Below are 17,469 nucleotides of genomic sequence, written 5' to 3'. Positions count from 1 at the left end.
CGGGTCAGCGCGGGTGGCCGAACTCGGCGGCGCGTGCCGGCAGATCGGTGTGGATGCGCGCGGAGGCCTCGGTAGCCAGCGGGTTCGTCGAGACGCCGTCCTGGCTCGCGAGCACCCCGCCGACGTAGACCTGGCGGAGGTTTCGCAGGCTCATGGACAGTACGTAGGTGCGCACCGGATGCCACAGCGGCCCGACATCCGGGGTCCGCGGGTCGACGACGACGAAGTCGGCGAACTTACCGACCTCGAGGCTGCCGACGCGGTCGGCGACGCCCAGGATCTCGGCGCCCCCGAGGGTGTGCAGCCGCAGCACCGTCTCGGGCGTCATCGACAGCGGGTCCTTCTTGCGGGCGCGCTGCATAAAGATGCCCGCGCGCATGTTGCCCCACGGGTCGGCGAGGTCGGTGCAGGCCTGGTCGTCCAGGCCCATCCCCACCCGGATGCCGAGATCGAGCATCTCGGGAACGAGTGCGACCCCCGAGGCCAGGCGTCCGTTGGACGCCGGCTGCCACGACATCGACGCCCCGCCCTCGGCGGTGGCGGCGATGATCTCGGGCGTGGTCTGGATGAAGTGCCCGAACATCATGTCGGGACCGAGAGCCCCGGCATCCTGGTACAGCGCGAACTTCGCCTGCTGCACCGGCACGGCCTCGGGAGACTCGAGGAAGTGTGCCTGGTTGGTCACGCCGAACCGGCGCATGGCCTCGACCTCGAGCTCGGCCGCCTCGGGGCGCGGAGACCACTGCACCTGGCCCATGATCGAGGCGCCGAGGGCGAGCGCAGAGTCCATGCTGCGGGTGTGGGCGACCTCGGCGGCGAAGCGGGCGAAGATCTCGTCATCCGTGCCGGTGGAGACATCCATCCCGATCGCGTCGACGAACCGGATGCCGGCATCGCGGCATCCATCGGCCTGACGCGTGTGGTACTCGACGGGCCGCAGCGGCGCGTTGCCCCGAGGCGCTTGCCGTCGACCATCGACTCCCAGGCCTGCAGCGGGTCGGTGAAGTTGTAGGCGGTCGTGACACCGTTGGCGAGGAAATCGAGCGAGCCGTGCAGCGTCGACCAGTACATGTCGTCGGGGCGGAGGTTCGCGGTGAACCCGAGCATGGAGTCGCACCAGCCGTAGAGCGTCTCGTTCGCGCCGAGGCCCCGCAGGCCGCTCGTGAACAGGTGGCTGTGGCTCGAGACGAACCCAGGGGCGACGAACGCGCCGGCGACATCGAGGGTCTCGTCGGCCGTCGTGCCCGCGGGCGGCTGGCCGGCGCCGGTCGCGGCGATGATGCCGTCCTCGACGAGCATCCAGCCCTCGTCGAGGTAGCCGAGGTCGGCGGCGCCGACGGCGACCGTGATCAGGCGGGCGTTCGTCACGAGCAGCGAGGTCATCGGGGTCTTCTTTCTCAGGCGCGGTCGGCGGCCAGGTGCAGCACGGACTCGGTGAGGGCACGGATGCCGAGGGAGACGTCAGCGGCGGAGACTGCCTCGTCGGGGTGGTGACTGATTCCATCGGGGTTGCGCAGGAACAGCATCCCGACGTCGGTGATCGCCCCGATCGACATGCCGTCGTGCCCCGCGGGGCTGAACAGGCTCGTGGGGTCGTCGGCGGTGTGGGGGGTGGTGGAACGGATGCCTTCGCGCACGACGTCTTGCAGAAGCGGCGCGCACATGACGGCGGGCGCGGAGTGCACCTCGCGGGCGCGCCACCGCAGGTGACGACGACCCATGATCTCGTCGAGCTCACGGGAGATCGCCTCCCACACCCTGTCGCGTTCACCGTCGTACTCGCCGCGCAGGTCGAGGGAGAAGCGGGTCTCGCCCGGGACGACGTTGACCGCCCCCGGAAAGGCTTCGAACTGGCCGACGGTGCCGATGATGTGGTGCTCGCTCTCGCAGATGCGCTCGACCGCGAGCGCGGCCTCGCTCGCGCCGAGCAGGGCGTCGCGACGGATGTCGTAGGGGGTGCCGCCGGCGTGACGGGCCTCTCCCTCCACGACGAGCTGGAAGCGGCGTGCCGCAGCGATCGAGGAGACGACGGCGAGCGGCTGCTCGCGACGGTCGAGCTCGGGGCCCTGCTCGATGTGGGCTTCTAAGTAGCCGACGAGCTCATCGGGTTGCCGGGCGGCCTCGCCCACGCGGGCGGGGTCGAGCCCGAACTCGCGGAAGGCTTCCCGCAGGCTCACGCCGTCGGCATCCGTCAGCGTCCACCAGTCCTCGCGCCACTGCCCCGCCACGGCGCTGGATCCGAGCAGAGCCTTGCCGAAGCGCGTGCCCTCTTCGTCCGAGAACGCGGCGACTTCGAGGGCGAAGGGCAAGGCGACACCGAACTTCTCGCCGACGGGAACCCGCAGCAGGCGCGCGACCTCGAGGCCCATGAGCACCCCGATGATGCCGTCGAACCTGCCGGCATCGAGCACGGTGTCCAGGTGCGAGCCGATCATGAGCGCGGGAGCCTCGGGGTCGAGGGCGTCACCACGGACGCGTTCGAGCCGGCCGACCTGGTTGCCCGCGGCATCCTGGTGGCTGCGCATGCCGATCTCGCGCATCCACTCGGCCGCGAGCCGGTTCACGCGGGCGTGCTCGGGCGAGAGGTAGACACGTTCGATCTGCCCGGGCGTCGCGGTGACACGGGCGAGCTCGTCGCAGCGCGCCATCACGCGCCGCGCGGCGGCGGCGACGCGGTCGGGGGAAACCTCTAGCAGGGCGGCTGTCACGCGCTCGCCCCCGATAGACCTCGGATGCCGCCTCGGCACCCGCTCCCGCGGGGACGGCGGCGCCGAACCGGCGCAGCACGTATTCGAGGGCGACGAGGGTCGTGAGCACGGCATCCTTGCGGGCGTTGTAGCCCATCGTGCCGATGCGCCAGACCTTGCCGTGCAGGGGCCCGAAGGAGGTGCCGATCTCGATGCCGAAGTCTTCGAGCATCGCCGCGCGGGCCGCGTCTCCGGGGACACCCTCGGGGATGTAGACGGCGACGACGTTGTTCATCTTGTGGGCGGTGTCGCCGAAGACGGTCAGTCCCAGCGCCTCGACGCCGGCGAGCATGGCCGCGCCGGCGACCCGGTGGCGGTCGATGACGCTCTCGCGTCCCTCGGTCAGCAGGAGCCGGGCGCACTCGCGCGCGCCGTAGAGCATCGAGGTGGCCTCGGTGTGGTGGTTCAGACGGCGCGGACCCCAGTAGTCGAGGATCATGCCGAGGTCGAAGTAGTTGGAGCGCACGAAGTCGGGCGCCGACGGGTCGCCGGGCTCGCGGATGCCCGCCTCGATCTTCTTGCGCGCCGAGATCACCTCGACAGCCCTCTCGCTGAGGGTGATGGGCGCCGAGCCCGACGGGCCACCGAGGCACTTCTGGAGGCCGGCGGTGGCGGCATCCAGTCCCCAGGCGTCGGCCTCGAAGGCATTGCCGCCGAGTGACGCTGTCGCGTCCGTGTAGAAGAGCACGCCGTGGCGGGCGCAGATCTCGCCGACCTCGTCGAGCGGCTGGAGCATCGTCGTCGACGTGTCGCCCTGCACGAGCGCGAGCAGGTGCGGTTTGACGCGGACGATGGCTTCTTCGATGGCGGTGGGGGTGAAGACCTGCCCCCACTCGACCTCGATCGTGTGCACCTCGGCGAGGGCGCGTTCGGCGATCTCGGCCAGCAGATGACCGAACCGGCCGAAGACGGGTACGAGCACGCGGTCTCCCGGACGCACGAGCGAGACGATCGCCGCCTCGATGCCGGCGCGCGAGGTGCCGTCGATCAGCAGCGTCGCGTCGTTCTCCGTCGCCCACACCCGGCGGTAGAGATCCTGGGTCTCGGCCATCGTGTCGGTCATGAACGGGTCGTACTGCCCGACGAGCGCGCCCGACATGGCCGTGAGCACGCTGGGGTACGCGGAGATGGGCCCGGGGCCCATGAGCAGGCGGGCGGGCGGGGCGATCGGTCCGGGCAGGGCGGTCATGCAGCATCCGTTTCAGCGAGGAGGTCGGCGAGCTTTCGAGCCAGCCGGACGAGGGCGATGTCGGTGCCGGCGCGCGAGACGAGGCACACGCCGACGGGCGCGGGGCCGAGGGAGGAGGGGACGGTCAACAGCGGCACCGAGACGGCGGGGAGGCCGCCGATGGCGGCGGGCGTCGTCATTCGCAACGTCGCGGCGCGCACCTGGTCGATCTTCTCGCCGCGGTGCGTGCGCAGCGGCGCGGGCCCCGGGACAGTAGGCAGGATCAGGACGTGGTCGCGGACGAGGTCGTTCAGGTTCTCGCGCAGGGGCTCGAGCGCGGCGCGGGCGGCACGTTCGGCATCCGTCGAGATCTCGGATGCCCCGCGGAACCGCTCCGCGACCGCCGGGCCGGTCGAGCCGGGGTGCTCGCGCAGCCAGTCGCGGTTGTTGCGCCACGCCTCGGCTCCCTGCACGGTGCGGAACGGCGTGAAGTAGTCGTCGAGGTCTCCGATGCTGACCTCGCTCAGCTCGGGGGCGTTCGCCAGGCCCGCGAGCGTCGCGCACAACGTCTCGAACGCCGCGCGGGTCTCGGGCTCGGCGGCCTCGACGATCTCCTGGGGGACGCGGAACCGCCAAGGGAGATCGTCGCCGGATTCGCCGAACACGCTCTCGGTGGATTCGGATCCGTCGTAGCTGAGGCACCAATCGGCGACCCGCTGCAGGGTCTGGCCGTCGCGGGTGATCCACCCGATCGTGTCGAACGACTGGGCCAGCGGCAGCAGGCCCTGCCGGGGGACGAGGTCGTGGGTCGTGCGCAGACCCCAGAGCCCCTGGTAGGAGGCGGGGACGCGGATGGACCCGGCGGTGTCGGTCGCCAGGCCGATCTCGGCTTGGCCGGTGGCGACGGCGGTGGCGGGGCCGCTGGAGGAGCCCCGGGAAGCGCCCCGGGAAGAGCGCCGTTGGGAGGGGTGCCGTAGTGGGCGTTGTCGCCGGCGATCGAGTACGCGAACTCGTCGGTGCGGGCGATGCCGCGCAGCGACGCCCCTGCGCGGAGCAGGTCGCTGACGGCGGGAGCGGTGTGGGGCTCGGGACGGGAGGACTCCAGATAGGTGGGGTTTCCCGCGCCGATCCGGTAGCCCTTGATCGCGAAGAGGTCTTTCACGGCGACCGTGAGCCCCTCGAGCGGCCCCTCCCACGCGCCCTGCCACAGCGGGTCGCCGACGGTGCGCCACACCGACCGGTCGAGGGCCTGGGCCCGGCCGGTCACGTGAGCTGCGGTGATCTTCCACGTGCCGTCGATGCGCTGCCAGACCTGGGTCTGCAGGCCCGATCCGCCGATCCGGTAGCGCGAGATCGAGACGAGCAGTGCCGTGTCGGGAGTGAGCGGACGGTATTCGACGCGCGTGATCTCGCGAGCCGGAACACCGCCGCGGACGCCCCGGAAAGCACTGATCGCGTCGTGGCCGACCAGCAGGCCCGCGGCATCTCCCCGCATCGTCTCGGCGCCGGGTGCGAACGCGGCATCGAGCACGTCGAGGTCGTTCGCGACGATCGCGCGTTCGTACGCGCAGAACGCGTCCCACAGGTCGGCGGGAACGGCATCCGCTCCCCGGATCTCACCCACGGTCTACCTCCGCGAAGTCGGCCTCCCGGATGCGGGCATGGACGCCGCAGACGATGTCGACCACCTGGGAGATGTCGAAGTCGGTCGCGGCCGACAGATACGCGTACGCGAGGTGCTCGTCGAGGCCCCAGCGCGCCTGGATGAGGTCGATCGCGGCCCGCACGCACGCCCGCATCGCGACGTTGAGGTCGGGGTCCATCCCCGTCGGCACGAGGTACTCGTCGGTGCGGACGAGCGGGCCGCTGACGGCACCGAAGGCGCGGCGCGCCTCCTCCCGGGGCACGACGTCAAACCGCAGGGTCGCGCGCAGCGGCGCCTCCAGCGCGGTGAGCGCGACCTCGCCATCACCCTGCGCGAAGTGCGGATCGCCGACGTAAGCGAGGGCTCCGGCGACCTGCACGGGCAGGTAGAGGCTCGCGCCCTCGGTCATGAGGTTGATGTCGATGTTGCCGCCGTGGATGCCGGGCGGCACCGAGTGCGGCCGCTCGGACCCGGCGACCGCGACCCCCATCGTGCCGAGGAACGGCGCAAGCGGGAACGCGACGATCCGCTCGCCGCCCTCGACGACCGGGAGCACCCCGCACAGGGTGCCGTCACGCTCTTCGACGGGCGCGAAGACGCTGACGTTCCCTTCGGCACGCGGCAGCTCACCGACGAGCGCTCCCTTGCCGTGACGGTTGGAGATGACCCCGTACGGTGCGCGCAGCGCGAGCTCGACGACGGTGATCTTCAGCAGGTCGCCGGGCTCGGCACCCGCCACGTGAATGGGGCCGGTGACGACGTGCGGCCCGTCGGCAGCGGGGTCACGGGACAGGGACGCCGCGATCTCGACGGCATCCGTCAGCACGTCGTCGTCGGCGACGCCGTGACCGCCGAAGTAGGCGCGCGGGTCCTTGCCCTGGTCTTCGAGGATGCCCTCGTGGCTGACGGTGTCGATCGTGACGGTCTCACCCGGCTGGATGCGCAGCACCGCGGCATCCGTCTCGCACGGCAGCCGCCCCCACAGCACCGTGTCGGGGCGAGAGGGCAGGTAGTGGTCACCGGGCAGAGGCCCGGTGCCAGGCTGAAGGATCGGGACGCTCATACAGACTCCTGTGTCCGAATCGGGGTGGGGGCAAGGATCTCACGGCCGTACCGCCCCGTGATCCCCCGATCGGCGGTGTAGGCAGTTTCGCCATGGACCCAGGTCGTGCGCACGGCACCGCGCAGGGTCGCACCGTCCCAGGGCGAGAGCTTGTTGCGGTACTCGAGGTCGGCGGCGCGCACGACGGATGCCGCATCCGGCGCGAACGAGACCAGGTGCGCGGGCGCTCCCTCTCGAATCACGCCGCGGCCGGGGATCCCGGCAATCCCCGCGGGTCCGGTTGTGAACCACGGGATCACGGTTTCGAGCGGGATGCCGCGACGCGAGGCCTCGGTCCACACGGCCCGCAGCCCGGTCTGGACCCCTGAGATCCCACCCCACGCGAGGCCGAGGTCGCCGTCTTCGCGTTCCTTCAGATCGCGGGTCGCCGGGGAGTGGTCGCTCACGACGGCGTCGATGGTGCCGTCGAGCAGCCCCTCCCAGAGGAGGTCCTGGTTGTGACCGTCCCGCACCGGCGGGCAGCACTTCACGGTGCCCGATCCGTCGGGCAGGTCCTCGGCCCGGAGGGTCAGGTAGTGCGGGCAGGTTTCAGCGGTGAGACGGATGCCGGCAGCTTTCGCCTCGCGGATGACCTCCAGCGCGTGCCCGTCCGACACGTGCACGATGTGGGCGCGCGCTCCGGTGCGGCTGGCGGCAGCGGCGACGGCCGCGATCGCCGATTCCTCGCTGATCGGGGGCCGGCTCGCAAGGAATCGGGCATAGCTGCGACCGATGGCGGGGTCATCGTGCAGGTGGGCGGGGTCTTCGGCGTGAGCGATGAGCAGTCCGTCGAAGGCGGCGAGTTCTGTCAGCGCGGACTCAAGAGCTGCGGCATCCAGGTGCCCGAACTCATCGATCCCCGAGGGCGAGAGGAAGCACTTCACGCCCACGACCCCGGCCGCAAACAGCTGACGCAGCGACCCGAGGTTCTCGGGAACGGCGCCGCCCCAGTACGCGACGTCCACCGCGAGCTTGCCTACGGTTGCGGCCCGCTTGGCGGCGAGCGCGTCGACGGTCGTCGTGACGGGGAGCGAATTCAACGGCATGTCGACGACTGTCGCGATGCCGCCCGCGGCGGCCGCTGCCGTGCCGGTCTCAAACCCCTCCCAGTCGGTGCGTCCCGGCTCGTTGAGGTGCACGTGGGAGTCGACGAGTCCGGGCAGCAGCACCTCGTCCGCGGGGAGGACGAGGTCGGCATCCGGGTCGAACGGAGCGAGGCCGGCGATGCGACCGTCACGGACGAGAACTGTCGCGGCAGAGAAGCCGCCATCGAGAAACACCCGGCGTGACGCGAGGGCGAGGGCCGGGGACATGCCGTCACCGTATGATTCGCGCATTTCTCGCATGTTACCTGTACCAACATTTCGGATCACGTCTGCCGTCGCCCGGAGTCAAGCGCGTTACGGTGGCCGCATGGAGCTGACGCAGTTCAATGCCCTGCCCCCGGCCGAGGCGATCGAGGTCGTGTCGGTCTGGGCGCGCGTTCCGGCGTGGGCCGAGGCCGTCGTCGCCGCGCGGCCGTTCGGGTCGGTCGAGGACCTCGAAGCCGCGGCGGACCGGCTCGCGCGCGCCTGGCGCCGACCCGAGTTGGATGCCGCACTCGCCCACCACCCGCGCATCGGCGAGCGCCCGCGCGGCGAGGGCGCGGAGGCCAACGCCTCGCGGCGCGAGCAATCCGCGATGACGGATGCCGCGGCATCCGTGGCAGAGCAGATCGCCGCCGGCAACGCATCCTACGAAGAGCGGTTCGGGCGCGTGTTCCTCATCCGTGCCGCCGGACGAGCGCCCGAGGAGATCCTGGCGGAGTTGCAGCGGCGTCTGAACAACACCGCCGACGCCGAGGTCGACGAGGCCCTCGACCAGCTGCGGCAGATCGCGATGCTGCGCCTGCGCGGCGACATCGATTCCGACACGTCGACGGGAGAGCCCGCATGACCGCCCACCTGACAACCCACATCCTGGACACCACGACCGGAACCCCGGCTCCGGGCGTGGCGGTGACGCTGCGCGATGCATCCGGCGCGGGCATCGCCGACGCCGTGACCGATGCCGACGGTCGCGCGGGCCTCGGACCTGAGCTGCTGCCTGCGGGCACCTACACGCTCACCTTCGACACCGGCACCTACTTCGCCGACCAGGGCACCGACTGCTTCTACCCGAGCGTGACGGTGACCTTCACGATCTCGGGCACCCGCCACTACCACGTGCCGTTGCTGCTGAGCCCGTTCGCCTACTCGACGTATCGGGGCAGCTGAGGCCCGCGTAACGCGGCCGTGACACACGCTCCCTAATGTTCGTCACATGAAGATCATCATCATCGGCGCGGGAATCGGCGGCGCCAGCGCCGGCATCGCGCTGTCACGACTGGGCCATGACGTCGTCATCTATGACCGGATGCGCGAGAACAAGCCGGTCGGTGCGGCACTGTCCCTCTGGTCCAACGGGGTGAAGGTCCTCAACTGGCTCGGCCTTGCCGACGAGGTCGCGGCGCTCGGCGGCCGGATGGATGACATGGCCTACCTCGAGGGGCGCACCGGTGACACGATGTGCCAGTTCAGCCTCGCCCCGGTCACCGAGCAGACCGGCCAGCGCCCGTATCCGGTGGCGCGCGCCGACCTCCAGGCACTGCTCATGGAGACCGTCGGCATGGACCGCATCCATCTGGGTCGCAAGGCGGTGTCGGTGGCCCAGGACGGCCAGACCGTGACGGTGACCTTCGACGACGGCTCCACCGACACCGGCGATCTGCTGATCGGCGCCGACGGTGCCAGGTCGATGGTGCGCGATCACGTCACCGGCGGTGGCATCGAACGCACCTACTCGGGCTACACGAACTTCAACGGACTCGTCCCGCAGGATGCCGAGATCGGCCCGGCGAACCAGTGGACGACCTACGTGGGCGACGGCAAGCGGTGCGCCGTCATGCCGGTCGCCGGAGACCGCTTCTACTTCTTCGTCGACATCCCGCAGCCGGCGGGGCGTGCCACCGACGCTGACGATCCCGTCGCGCAGCTGCGCGAGGCCTTCGATGGCTGGGCGCCCGGCGTGCAGACGCTGCTGGACGCCATCGATCCCGCGGCCTCCCTCAATCGCGTCGAGATCTGGGACATCGACCCCTTCGACACGTGGGTCACGGGGCGCGTCGCGATCCTCGGAGATGCCGCCCACAACACGGCGCCCGACATCGGCCAGGGCGCGTGCTCGGCGCTGGAAGACACCTTCGCGCTGGCGATCTCGCTGGCCACGAACACGATCTCGGTCGAAGACGCTCTGCTGCGCTACGAGCGCTCGCGCACCGACCGGGCCGGTGACCTCGTGAACCGCGCTCGCAAGCGTGCCGCCGAGACGCACGGGTTCGTCCCGGGAGCGACCGAGGCCTGGTACGAGAGCCTGCGCGGCACCGACGGGTCAGACATCATCCGCGGCATCGTCGGCAACATCGAGGGCAGCCCCATCAACCTCGGCGTCGGAGCCCTCTGATCCGCGGGCACGCGCGCTAGATGACGACCCGCTAGATGACGAAGAGGGCGTGAACGTCGCCCGCGAGCGCACGGCCGTTCAGTGCCTCAAGCTCCATGAGCACCGTCGTACCGACAACCTCGGCGCCGAGAGTCGTCATCAGCTCGCGTGCCGCGGCGATGGTCCCGCCGGTGGCGAGCACGTCATCCACGAGCAGAATCCGCGTTCCCGGGGCGAGGTCGTCGTGTGCCTCGATGGCCGCCTCGCCGTATTCGAGGGCATACGAAACGGATGCCGCAGGTCGAGGCAGTTTTCCCGCCTTGCGAATCGGCACAAGGCCCACCCCGGCCTCGGCGGCGATCGCCCCGGCAAGCAGGAACCCCCGGGCTTCGATCCCGCCGACGACATCGAACGCCGCGGCGAACGGCTCGATGAGCGCGCGCGTCACGGCGCGCAGCGCCGCAGCATCCGCCAGCAGCGGCGTGATGTCTCGGAACTGGATGCCCGGACTCGGGTAGTCGGGGATCGTCCGGATCAGGGACTCGGCGCGGGCGAGGGCGGCGGTGTCGGGCACGCGGACAGACTACGGCGTGCGCGTAACCGGCGCGTGTCGTAACAACTCGGCAGCAGATCCACCCGGCGGCCCATCCTCATGTAAGCGCTTGCACACCGGTGCAGTATCGTGTGCTCCATGACTTCTGCAGACTCCGTCACTGCTCCCGTGATCTCACGCGAGGACGCGCCCGGCGGCGAGTGGTGGCGCACGGCCGTTATTTACCAGATCTACCCCCGCTCGTTCGCCGACCAGTCGGGCGATGGCATCGGCGACCTGCGCGGTGTGACGAGCCACCTCGGCGACCTGGCGGCGCTCGGCGTCGACGCGATCTGGCTCAGCCCGTTCCAGCGCTCGCCCCAGAAGGATGCCGGATACGACGTCGCGGACTACTGCGATGTCGACCCGATCTTCGGCACGCTGGCCGACTTCGACGAGATGCTCGCGCAGGCGCACGCCCGCGGCATCCGGATCATCGTCGACCTCGTCCCCAACCACTCGTCCGATCAGCATGAGTGGTTCCAGAAAGCGATCGCGTCTCCCGCCGGCAGCCCCGAGCGTGCGCGGTACATCTTCCGTGATGGCACCGGCGCCGGGGGCGACCTACCGCCCAATAACTGGGAGTCGGTCTTCGGCGGTGGCGCCTGGACGCGCCTGACCGAACCCGACGGCACCCCCGGTCAGTGGTACCTGCACCTGTTCGATGCCTCGCAACCGGATTTCGACTGGTCCAACCCCGAGGTGCGCGAGGAGTTCCGCCGCATCCTGCGCTTCTGGCTCGATCGCGGCGTCGACGGTTTCCGTGTGGACGTCGCCCACGGGCTCGTGAAGGCGGAGGGCCTGCCCGACTACACGCCGCCGAAGGACGCGGGCTCGATGGGGGGCGGCGAGGCCGCCGTCCCGTACTGGGGGCAGGAGGGCGTGCACGAGATCTACCGCGACTGGCATGCGCTGCTCGCCGAGTATGACGGCGACCGTGCGCTGTGCGCGGAGGCGTGGCTCCCCACGATCGCCCAGACCGCCCTCTGGGTGCGGCCCGACGAGATGCACCAGGCCTTCAACTTCGAGTACCTCGAGACTCCCTGGGATGCCGAGAAGCTGCGCGCCGTGATCGCCGACTCGCTCGAGAGCTACGGCGCGGTTGGGGCCCCCAGCACCTGGGTGCTCTCCAACCACGACGTCGTCCGCCATGCATCTCGTCTTGCGCTGACCGCCGAGAACCCGCAGGGGGCGGGGATCGGGCCGAAGTCCCCGGCAAGCCGATCCCCGAGGTCGGACTGCGCCGTGCCCGCGCCGCGACGACGCTGATGCTTGCGCTCCCCGGATCTGCCTACCTCTACCAGGGAGAAGAGCTCGGCCTGCCCGAGGTGATCGATCTTCCCGACGAGGCGCGCCAGGATCCGACCTGGTTCCGCACCAAGGGTGAGCGGTATGGCCGAGACGGATGCCGCGTGCCGCTGCCGTGGACCTCGGAAGGACCCGCCTACGGCTTCAACACCACCGGCGAGTCCTGGCTGCCGCAGCCCACGGAGTGGGCGGGCCTGGCTCGCGACGCCCAGCGCGACGATCCGGAATCGACCCTCACTCTCTACAAGAACCTCCTCGCCGAGCGTCGCGCACGCGGCCTGGGTGCAGGGGTTCTCGACTGGGTCGACGGTTTCGGCCCCGATGTCATCGCGTTCCGCAACGGGTCCATCACTGCCGTGGCCAACCTGAGCGACGAGCCCATCGAGCTTCCGTCGGGCAGGATCGTCGTCTCCAGCGGCCCGCTCGCCGACAGGATGCTGCCGGTCGACCAGGCGGTGTGGCTCACCGGCGAGTGAGTCGCGGGGGTCGCCATGGTCGGAATCGATGAGGTAGCCCGCGAGGCGGGCGTCTCCACGGCGACCGTTTCGCGCGCGCTGAGCGGGAAGCACAACGTCTCGGAACCCACCCGTGAGCGGGTCCAGGAGGCTGCCCGCCGACTCGGCTACGTCGTATCCTCGTCGGCGTCGAGCCTGGCATCCGGACGCACCCGCAACATCGGTGTCGTCATCCCCCACATCGACAGGTGGTTCTTCAGCACGCTGCTCAGCGGCATCGCCACCGAAGTGACTCGTGCCGGATACGACATCACGCTCTACAACGTGACCCCGGACCTCGAGCACCGACGGCAGGTCTTCGACACGTTCCTGCGCCGGCAACGCGTCGACGGGGTCATCGCCGTCGCGCTGGAGCTCGGCGAGTACGAGTCGCGGGCGCTGCTGTCGCTCGGGATGCCGGTGATCGCGATCGGCGGACCCAACGCCCTGCTTCCGACACTATCGATCGACGATGTCGGGTTGGGGCGTCTGGCCACCGAGCACCTGCTGGCGATGGGTCACCGCGACATCGGCCATATCGGCGCCGACCCCGAGTTCGACATCGACTTCCACATCCCGTCCAGCCGCCGGCACGGGTTCGAGTTAGCGCTGCGCGCGGCGGGAGTCGACCCGCGACCGGAACTGTTCGAACCCGGCGACTTCACGATCGAAGGCGGATTCCGCGCTGCGAAGCAGCTCCTCGGCCGCCCCGGAGCAACCCCGACAGCGATCTTCGCAGCATCCGACGAGATGGCCATCGGGGCGATGTTGGCCGCGCGCGACCTCGGGTATCGCGTGCCCGAAGACCTGTCGGTGGCCGGCATCGACGGCCACGAGCTCGGCCGCTTCTTCCAGCTCACGACGGTTGACCAGTTCCCGTCGGGCCAGGGCGCTCGGGCCGCCGCCGCGATCCTGCACGAACTCGAACGGCCCGCCGGCGCCGTGCCCGACCGCGAGGAGTTGCCGTACGAGCTGGTCGTACGCGGCAGCACCGCTCGACGTCGGGACTGATCAGGGATATTCGCCGCTTGCGCTCCCGCGCGCGCAGGCGTAATCTCGCCCGCCGTGACACTTGACGCGCCCGAGCCGGGCGTACCCGAGACGCCCGTCGCGAAGCGCATCCTGCTGGGCCAGCCGCTGTCGTCCGACGCCATGGACGAGCACCTGCTCCCCAAGAAGATGGCGCTGCCCATCTTCGCCTCCGACGCTCTGTCGTCCGTGGCGTATGCGCCGCAGGAACTGCTCATGATCCTGTTGACCGGTGGGCTCGCATTCCTGGCGTTCTCTCCCTGGATCGCTGCAGCCGTCGTCGTCTTGTTGAGCGTCGTCGTTCTCAGCTACCGGCAGCTGATCAAGGCGTACCCGTCGGGCGGCGGAGACTACGAGGTCGCCCGCAAGAACCTCGGCGAGGTGCCCGGCGTCGTCGTGGCGGCCGCGCTCTTGGTCGACTATGTCCTCACTGTCGCCGTGTCAGTGGCTTCCGGGGTCGACAACATCATCTCGGCGCTGCCGGGGCTCGATCCGGCGCGGGTCGAGCTGGCCATCGGCTTCGTCGTGGTCATCGTGCTGATCAACCTCCGGGGCGTGCGCGAGGCATCCCTCGTCTTCGCGATCCCCACCTATGTGTTCATCGGGTCGGTGGTCTTCATGATCGGCACCGGTCTCGTGCGCACGGCGCTGGGGGATCCGCCGGTCGCGTCGTCGGCAGAGTTCGCGGTGCAGGCCGAGAGCCTGTCGCAGGCCGCCGTCATCCTGCTCGTGTTGCGCGCGTTCTCGAGTGGATGCTCCGCCCTGACCGGCGTTGAAGCAGTCTCCAACGGTGTGCCCGCCTTCCGCCGCCCCAAGGTGCGCAACGCTCAGACGACCCTCACGATGATGGGCGGGGTCGCGATTCTGCTGTTCGCGGGACTCACGGTGCTGGCCCTGGTCTCCGGTGTGCACTACGCCGAAGACCCGTGCACGCTCGTCGGCTTCGACTGTGAGAACCAGCCGCAGCCGAGCCTCATGGCGCAGGTCGCGGCGGCGACATTCGGCATGGGCTCGATCCCCTTCTACCTCATCCAGGGCGCGACCGCCCTCGTGCTGCTGCTGGCAGCCAACACCGCGTTCAACGGATTCCCGCTGCTCGGGGCTGTGCTCGCTCGCGACGGATACGCACCGAAAGCCCTCAACACCCGCGGTGACCGGCTCGTCTTTTCCAACGGGATGCTCGTGCTCGGGCTCATCGCGATCGCCGTGCTCGTGATCTATCAGGCCAACCTCACGACCCTCATTCAGCTGTACATCATCGGCGTCTTCGTCTCGTTCTCGCTGGGGCAGCTCGGGATGGTACGCCACTGGCGTCGCATCATCCGCGCCACCACACGGATCGAAGCGCGGCGAGACCCGGCATCCGGAATCGAGCGACGTGGGGCGATCACGGGGCTCGTGATCAACACGACCGGCGCGACCTTCACCGCGACGGTGCTGGTCATCGTGACCATCACGAAGTTCACGCACGGCGCGTGGCTCGTCTTCCTGGCGATCCCGATCCTGGCGATGCTCATGCTCGGCGTGAACCGGTACTACCGGGACGTCGAGCACGAGATCCGGATGGATGACGAGATCCACTTCGGCTCGGACGGCGATGTCGCACTCGTGATGGTCAGTCGGCTGCAAAAGCCCGTGCTCAAGGCGCTCGACTATGCGGTTGCCGCCCGCCACGACAAGACGATCGCCCTGCACGTGGCCACCGACCACGAGGATGCTGACGCCCTGCAGGAGGAGTGGAAGGCCCACGGGATCCCGCTTCCGCTTGTCATCATCGACTCGCCGTATCGCACGTACGCGGGCCCGATCGGTGAGTTCATCCGGCGCTACCGGGAGAAGAACGGGCCCGCCGTGATGACCGTGTACCTGCCGCAGTACATCGTCGGGCACTGGTGGGAGACCCTGCTGCACAACCGCCGCTCACGTCGGCTCGCTCAGCAGCTCATGCTCATTCACGGGGTCACGATCACGCTCGTGCCGTGGCTGCTGGACTCGTCGGAGCTGATCTACGGTCGTCGGTCACGCCCCGTCCCCGGCCAGGAGCGCGCCGGACGTCCCTACGATCCCGTCGAGAACTTCGAACACGCGGAGCACTCGAGCCTCGAACGTCCCGAGCTGTAGGCGGCATCCGAACTCGAACCGCCCACCCCTGCGGCGCGTACGCTGGAGTAGTGACCGTTCCTGCCGTGACCCCGCTGGATCTCGACGCCATCCGCGCCGATTTCCCCCTGCTCGCGCAGGAGGTCAACGGCCACCCGCTCGCGTATCTCGACTCCGCCGCCACGAGCCAGAAGCCGCAGCAGGTGATTGACGCCGAGGTCGAATTCCTCACGCACACCAACGCTGCCGTCCACCGCGGGGCGCACACCCTCGCCGCGGAGTCCACTGACGCCTTCGAGGATGCCCGCGACGCCGTCGCCGCGTTCGTCGGCGCTGGCGAGGGCGAACTTGTGTGGACATCCGGAGCAACCGCCGGCATCAATCTGATCGCATACGCCATCGGGAATGCGACGCTCGGTCGCGGCGGACCGGCCGCCCGGCGCTTCGCGCTGCACCCGGATGACGAGATCGTGCTCACCGAGTCCGAGCACCACGCGAACCTCATCCCGTGGCAGGAGCTCGCCGCACGGACGGGCGCGCGACTTCGTCACATCCCGGTGCTCGACGACGGACAGCTCGACATGGCAGCGGCGACCGAACTGATCGGCGACCGGACCCGGATCGTCGCGTTCCCGCACGTGTCGAACGTGCTCGGCATCATCAACCCGATCGACGACCTCGTGGCTCTCGCGCGCGGGGTCGACGCGATCACGGTGATGGATGCCTGTCAGTCGGTACCGCACCTGAGCATCGACCTGCCCGCGACGGGCGTGGATTTCGCCGTGTTCTCGGGGCACAAGATGCTCGGCCCGTACGGCATCGGCGGGCTCTACGGAAAGCACGAGCTGCTAAACGCCCTGCCGCCGTTCCTCACCGGCGGTTCGATGATCACGACCGTCACGCTCGACGAGGCCCAGTATCTGCCCTCTCCGCAGCGGTTCGAGGCGGGCACCCAGCCGGTCTCGCAGGCTGTCGGGCTCGCCGCTGCGGCCCGCTACCTGCGTTCCCTCGGCATGGACGCCGTTCACGCCCACGAGGTCGATCTCGAGCGGCGCATGCGCGACGGACTGAGCGAGATTCCCGGCATCCGTCTGCTCGGCGATACGGATGCCGCACCCCGTGTCGGGCTCGCATCCTTCGCCGTCGAGGGCGTCCACGCCCACGACGTCGGACAGTTCCTGGATTCGCGGGGGGTGGCCGTGCGCGTGGGGCACCATTGCGCGCAGCCGCTGCATCGCCGGTTCGGGCTTACGGCGTCGGTACGAGCCTCGGCATCCGTGTACACGACCCCCGACGAGGTCGATCGATTCCTGGACGCAACCCGCGGCGTCCGCGCTTTCTTCGGAGCATCCTGATGAGTCTTGAATCCCTGTACCAGGAACTGATCCTGGACCACTCCAAGCGTCCGCACGGCTTCGGTTTGGCCGAGGCCGACGACCACTCCGGCACGAGCTACCAGCGCAACCCGATCTGCGGCGACGAAGTCACCCTGCGGGTGCGCGTCTCGGATGACGGGCAGACGATCCGCGATGTGACGTGGGAAGGTCAGGGCTGCTCGATCTCGCAGGCCTCGGCATCCATGCTCGTCGACCTCGTCAACGGCGTCCCGCGCGAGAAGGCGACCGAGCTGATCGATGGCTTCCGCGAGGCGTTGCGCTCACGCGGCACGATCGACCTCGATGAGGAGATCTACGAGGACGCCGCAGCCCTCTCGGGCGTCTCGAAGTTCAGCGCCCGCGTGAAGTGCGCCATGCTCGCCTGGGTCGCCCTGGAAGAGGGCCTCGCCCAGACCGCCTGACGCCCCCGCACCCGCCGCATCCGCCGC

At 69.7% G+C, this 17,469-nt stretch carries 13 protein-coding genes and 3 pseudogenes; 8 read left to right on the top strand and 8 right to left on the bottom strand.

The window, feature by feature from the left end; all coding sequences use genetic code 11:
• Nucleotides 1–4 precede the first annotated feature (4 nt).
• From IT882_RS16825 to allB, 7 genes and pseudogenes are all read right to left on the bottom strand, one after another.
• Nucleotides 5–790 carry an amidohydrolase family protein gene (locus tag IT882_RS16825; RefSeq protein ID WP_267490557.1) on the bottom strand — a complete coding sequence of 262 codons (786 nt, stop codon included), beginning with the start codon at nucleotides 788–790 and terminating at the stop codon, nucleotides 5–7.
• Nucleotides 682–1,383, bottom strand: a complete 702-nt coding sequence (locus IT882_RS16820) for an amidohydrolase family protein (protein ID WP_267490535.1) — start codon at nucleotides 1,381–1,383, stop codon at nucleotides 682–684. Before IT882_RS16820 ends, IT882_RS16825 begins: the two co-directional genes overlap by 109 nt.
• 14 nt (nucleotides 1,384–1,397) lie before the next feature.
• Nucleotides 1,398–2,648, bottom strand: a complete 1,251-nt coding sequence (locus IT882_RS00450) for an allantoate amidohydrolase (protein WP_229382199.1) — start codon at nucleotides 2,646–2,648, stop codon at nucleotides 1,398–1,400.
• A gap of 256 nt (nucleotides 2,649–2,904) precedes the next feature.
• Nucleotides 2,905–3,798 (bottom strand): annotated as a pseudogene (locus IT882_RS00445) (pyridoxal-phosphate-dependent aminotransferase family protein); the annotation flags it as partial.
• 134 nt (nucleotides 3,799–3,932) lie between these two features.
• Nucleotides 3,933–5,539, bottom strand: a pseudogene (locus IT882_RS00440) (AtzH-like domain-containing protein).
• Nucleotides 5,532–6,623, bottom strand: a complete 1,092-nt coding sequence (locus IT882_RS00435; protein WP_195692708.1) for an acetamidase/formamidase family protein — start codon at nucleotides 6,621–6,623, stop codon at nucleotides 5,532–5,534. Before IT882_RS00435 ends, IT882_RS00440 begins: the two are co-directional and overlap by 8 nt.
• Entirely contained in the window at nucleotides 6,620–7,999 is a 1,380-nt protein-coding gene (gene allB, locus IT882_RS00430) for an allantoinase AllB (RefSeq protein WP_195692707.1), read from the bottom strand. The genes IT882_RS00435 and allB overlap by 4 nt, the downstream gene beginning before the upstream one ends.
• Nucleotides 8,000–8,075: 76 nt before the next feature.
• Between allB and uraD the strand changes: the two genes are divergently transcribed.
• From uraD to hpxO, 3 genes are read left to right on the top strand one after another with little or no spacing between them, the layout of a single operon-like run.
• Entirely contained in the window at nucleotides 8,076–8,597 is a 522-nt protein-coding gene (uraD, locus tag IT882_RS00425) for a 2-oxo-4-hydroxy-4-carboxy-5-ureidoimidazoline decarboxylase (RefSeq protein ID WP_195692706.1), read from the top strand.
• A complete protein-coding gene (gene uraH, locus IT882_RS00420) occupies nucleotides 8,594–8,917 on the top strand; it encodes a hydroxyisourate hydrolase (protein WP_195692705.1) in 324 nt (107 codons plus the stop codon). The genes uraD and uraH overlap by 4 nt, the downstream gene beginning before the upstream one ends.
• A gap of 46 nt (nucleotides 8,918–8,963) precedes the next feature.
• Complete coding sequence (hpxO, locus tag IT882_RS00415) at nucleotides 8,964–10,142, top strand: FAD-dependent urate hydroxylase HpxO (protein ID WP_195692704.1); 1,179 nt, start codon at nucleotides 8,964–8,966, stop codon at nucleotides 10,140–10,142.
• 31 nt (nucleotides 10,143–10,173) lie between these two features.
• Here hpxO and IT882_RS00410 read toward each other — a convergent pair whose 3' ends face one another.
• On the bottom strand, nucleotides 10,174–10,695 hold the full coding sequence (locus IT882_RS00410; RefSeq protein WP_195692703.1) for an adenine phosphoribosyltransferase: 522 nt from the start codon (nucleotides 10,693–10,695) through the stop codon (nucleotides 10,174–10,176).
• A 117-nt stretch (nucleotides 10,696–10,812) separates the two neighbouring features.
• Here IT882_RS00410 and IT882_RS00405 point away from each other — a divergent pair.
• The 5 genes and pseudogenes from IT882_RS00405 to sufU all read left to right on the top strand — a co-directional run bounded on the left by IT882_RS00405 (nucleotide 10,813) and on the right by sufU (nucleotide 17,442).
• A pseudogene (locus IT882_RS00405) lies at nucleotides 10,813–12,497 on the top strand (glycoside hydrolase family 13 protein).
• Nucleotides 12,498–12,512: 15 nt separating this feature from the next.
• Complete coding sequence (locus IT882_RS00400) at nucleotides 12,513–13,526, top strand: LacI family DNA-binding transcriptional regulator (protein WP_195692702.1); 1,014 nt, start codon at nucleotides 12,513–12,515, stop codon at nucleotides 13,524–13,526.
• A gap of 42 nt (nucleotides 13,527–13,568) precedes the next feature.
• Entirely contained in the window at nucleotides 13,569–15,665 is a 2,097-nt protein-coding gene (locus IT882_RS00395) for an APC family permease (protein WP_418887799.1), read from the top strand.
• A gap of 50 nt (nucleotides 15,666–15,715) precedes the next feature.
• On the top strand, nucleotides 15,716–16,999 hold the full coding sequence (locus IT882_RS00390) for a SufS family cysteine desulfurase (RefSeq protein ID WP_195692701.1): 1,284 nt from the start codon (nucleotides 15,716–15,718) through the stop codon (nucleotides 16,997–16,999).
• Nucleotides 16,999–17,442, top strand: a complete 444-nt coding sequence (gene sufU / locus IT882_RS00385; protein WP_229382198.1) for a Fe-S cluster assembly sulfur transfer protein SufU — start codon at nucleotides 16,999–17,001, stop codon at nucleotides 17,440–17,442. Before IT882_RS00390 ends, sufU begins: the two co-directional genes overlap by 1 nt.
• Nucleotides 17,443–17,469 lie beyond the last annotated feature (27 nt).

This window comes from Microbacterium schleiferi (assembly GCF_015565955.1).
GTDB lineage: Bacteria > Actinomycetota > Actinomycetes > Actinomycetales > Microbacteriaceae > Microbacterium > Microbacterium schleiferi_A.
Note: the sequence above shows the minus strand (reverse complement) of the source record. Positions and strands in the feature narration are given on the sequence as shown.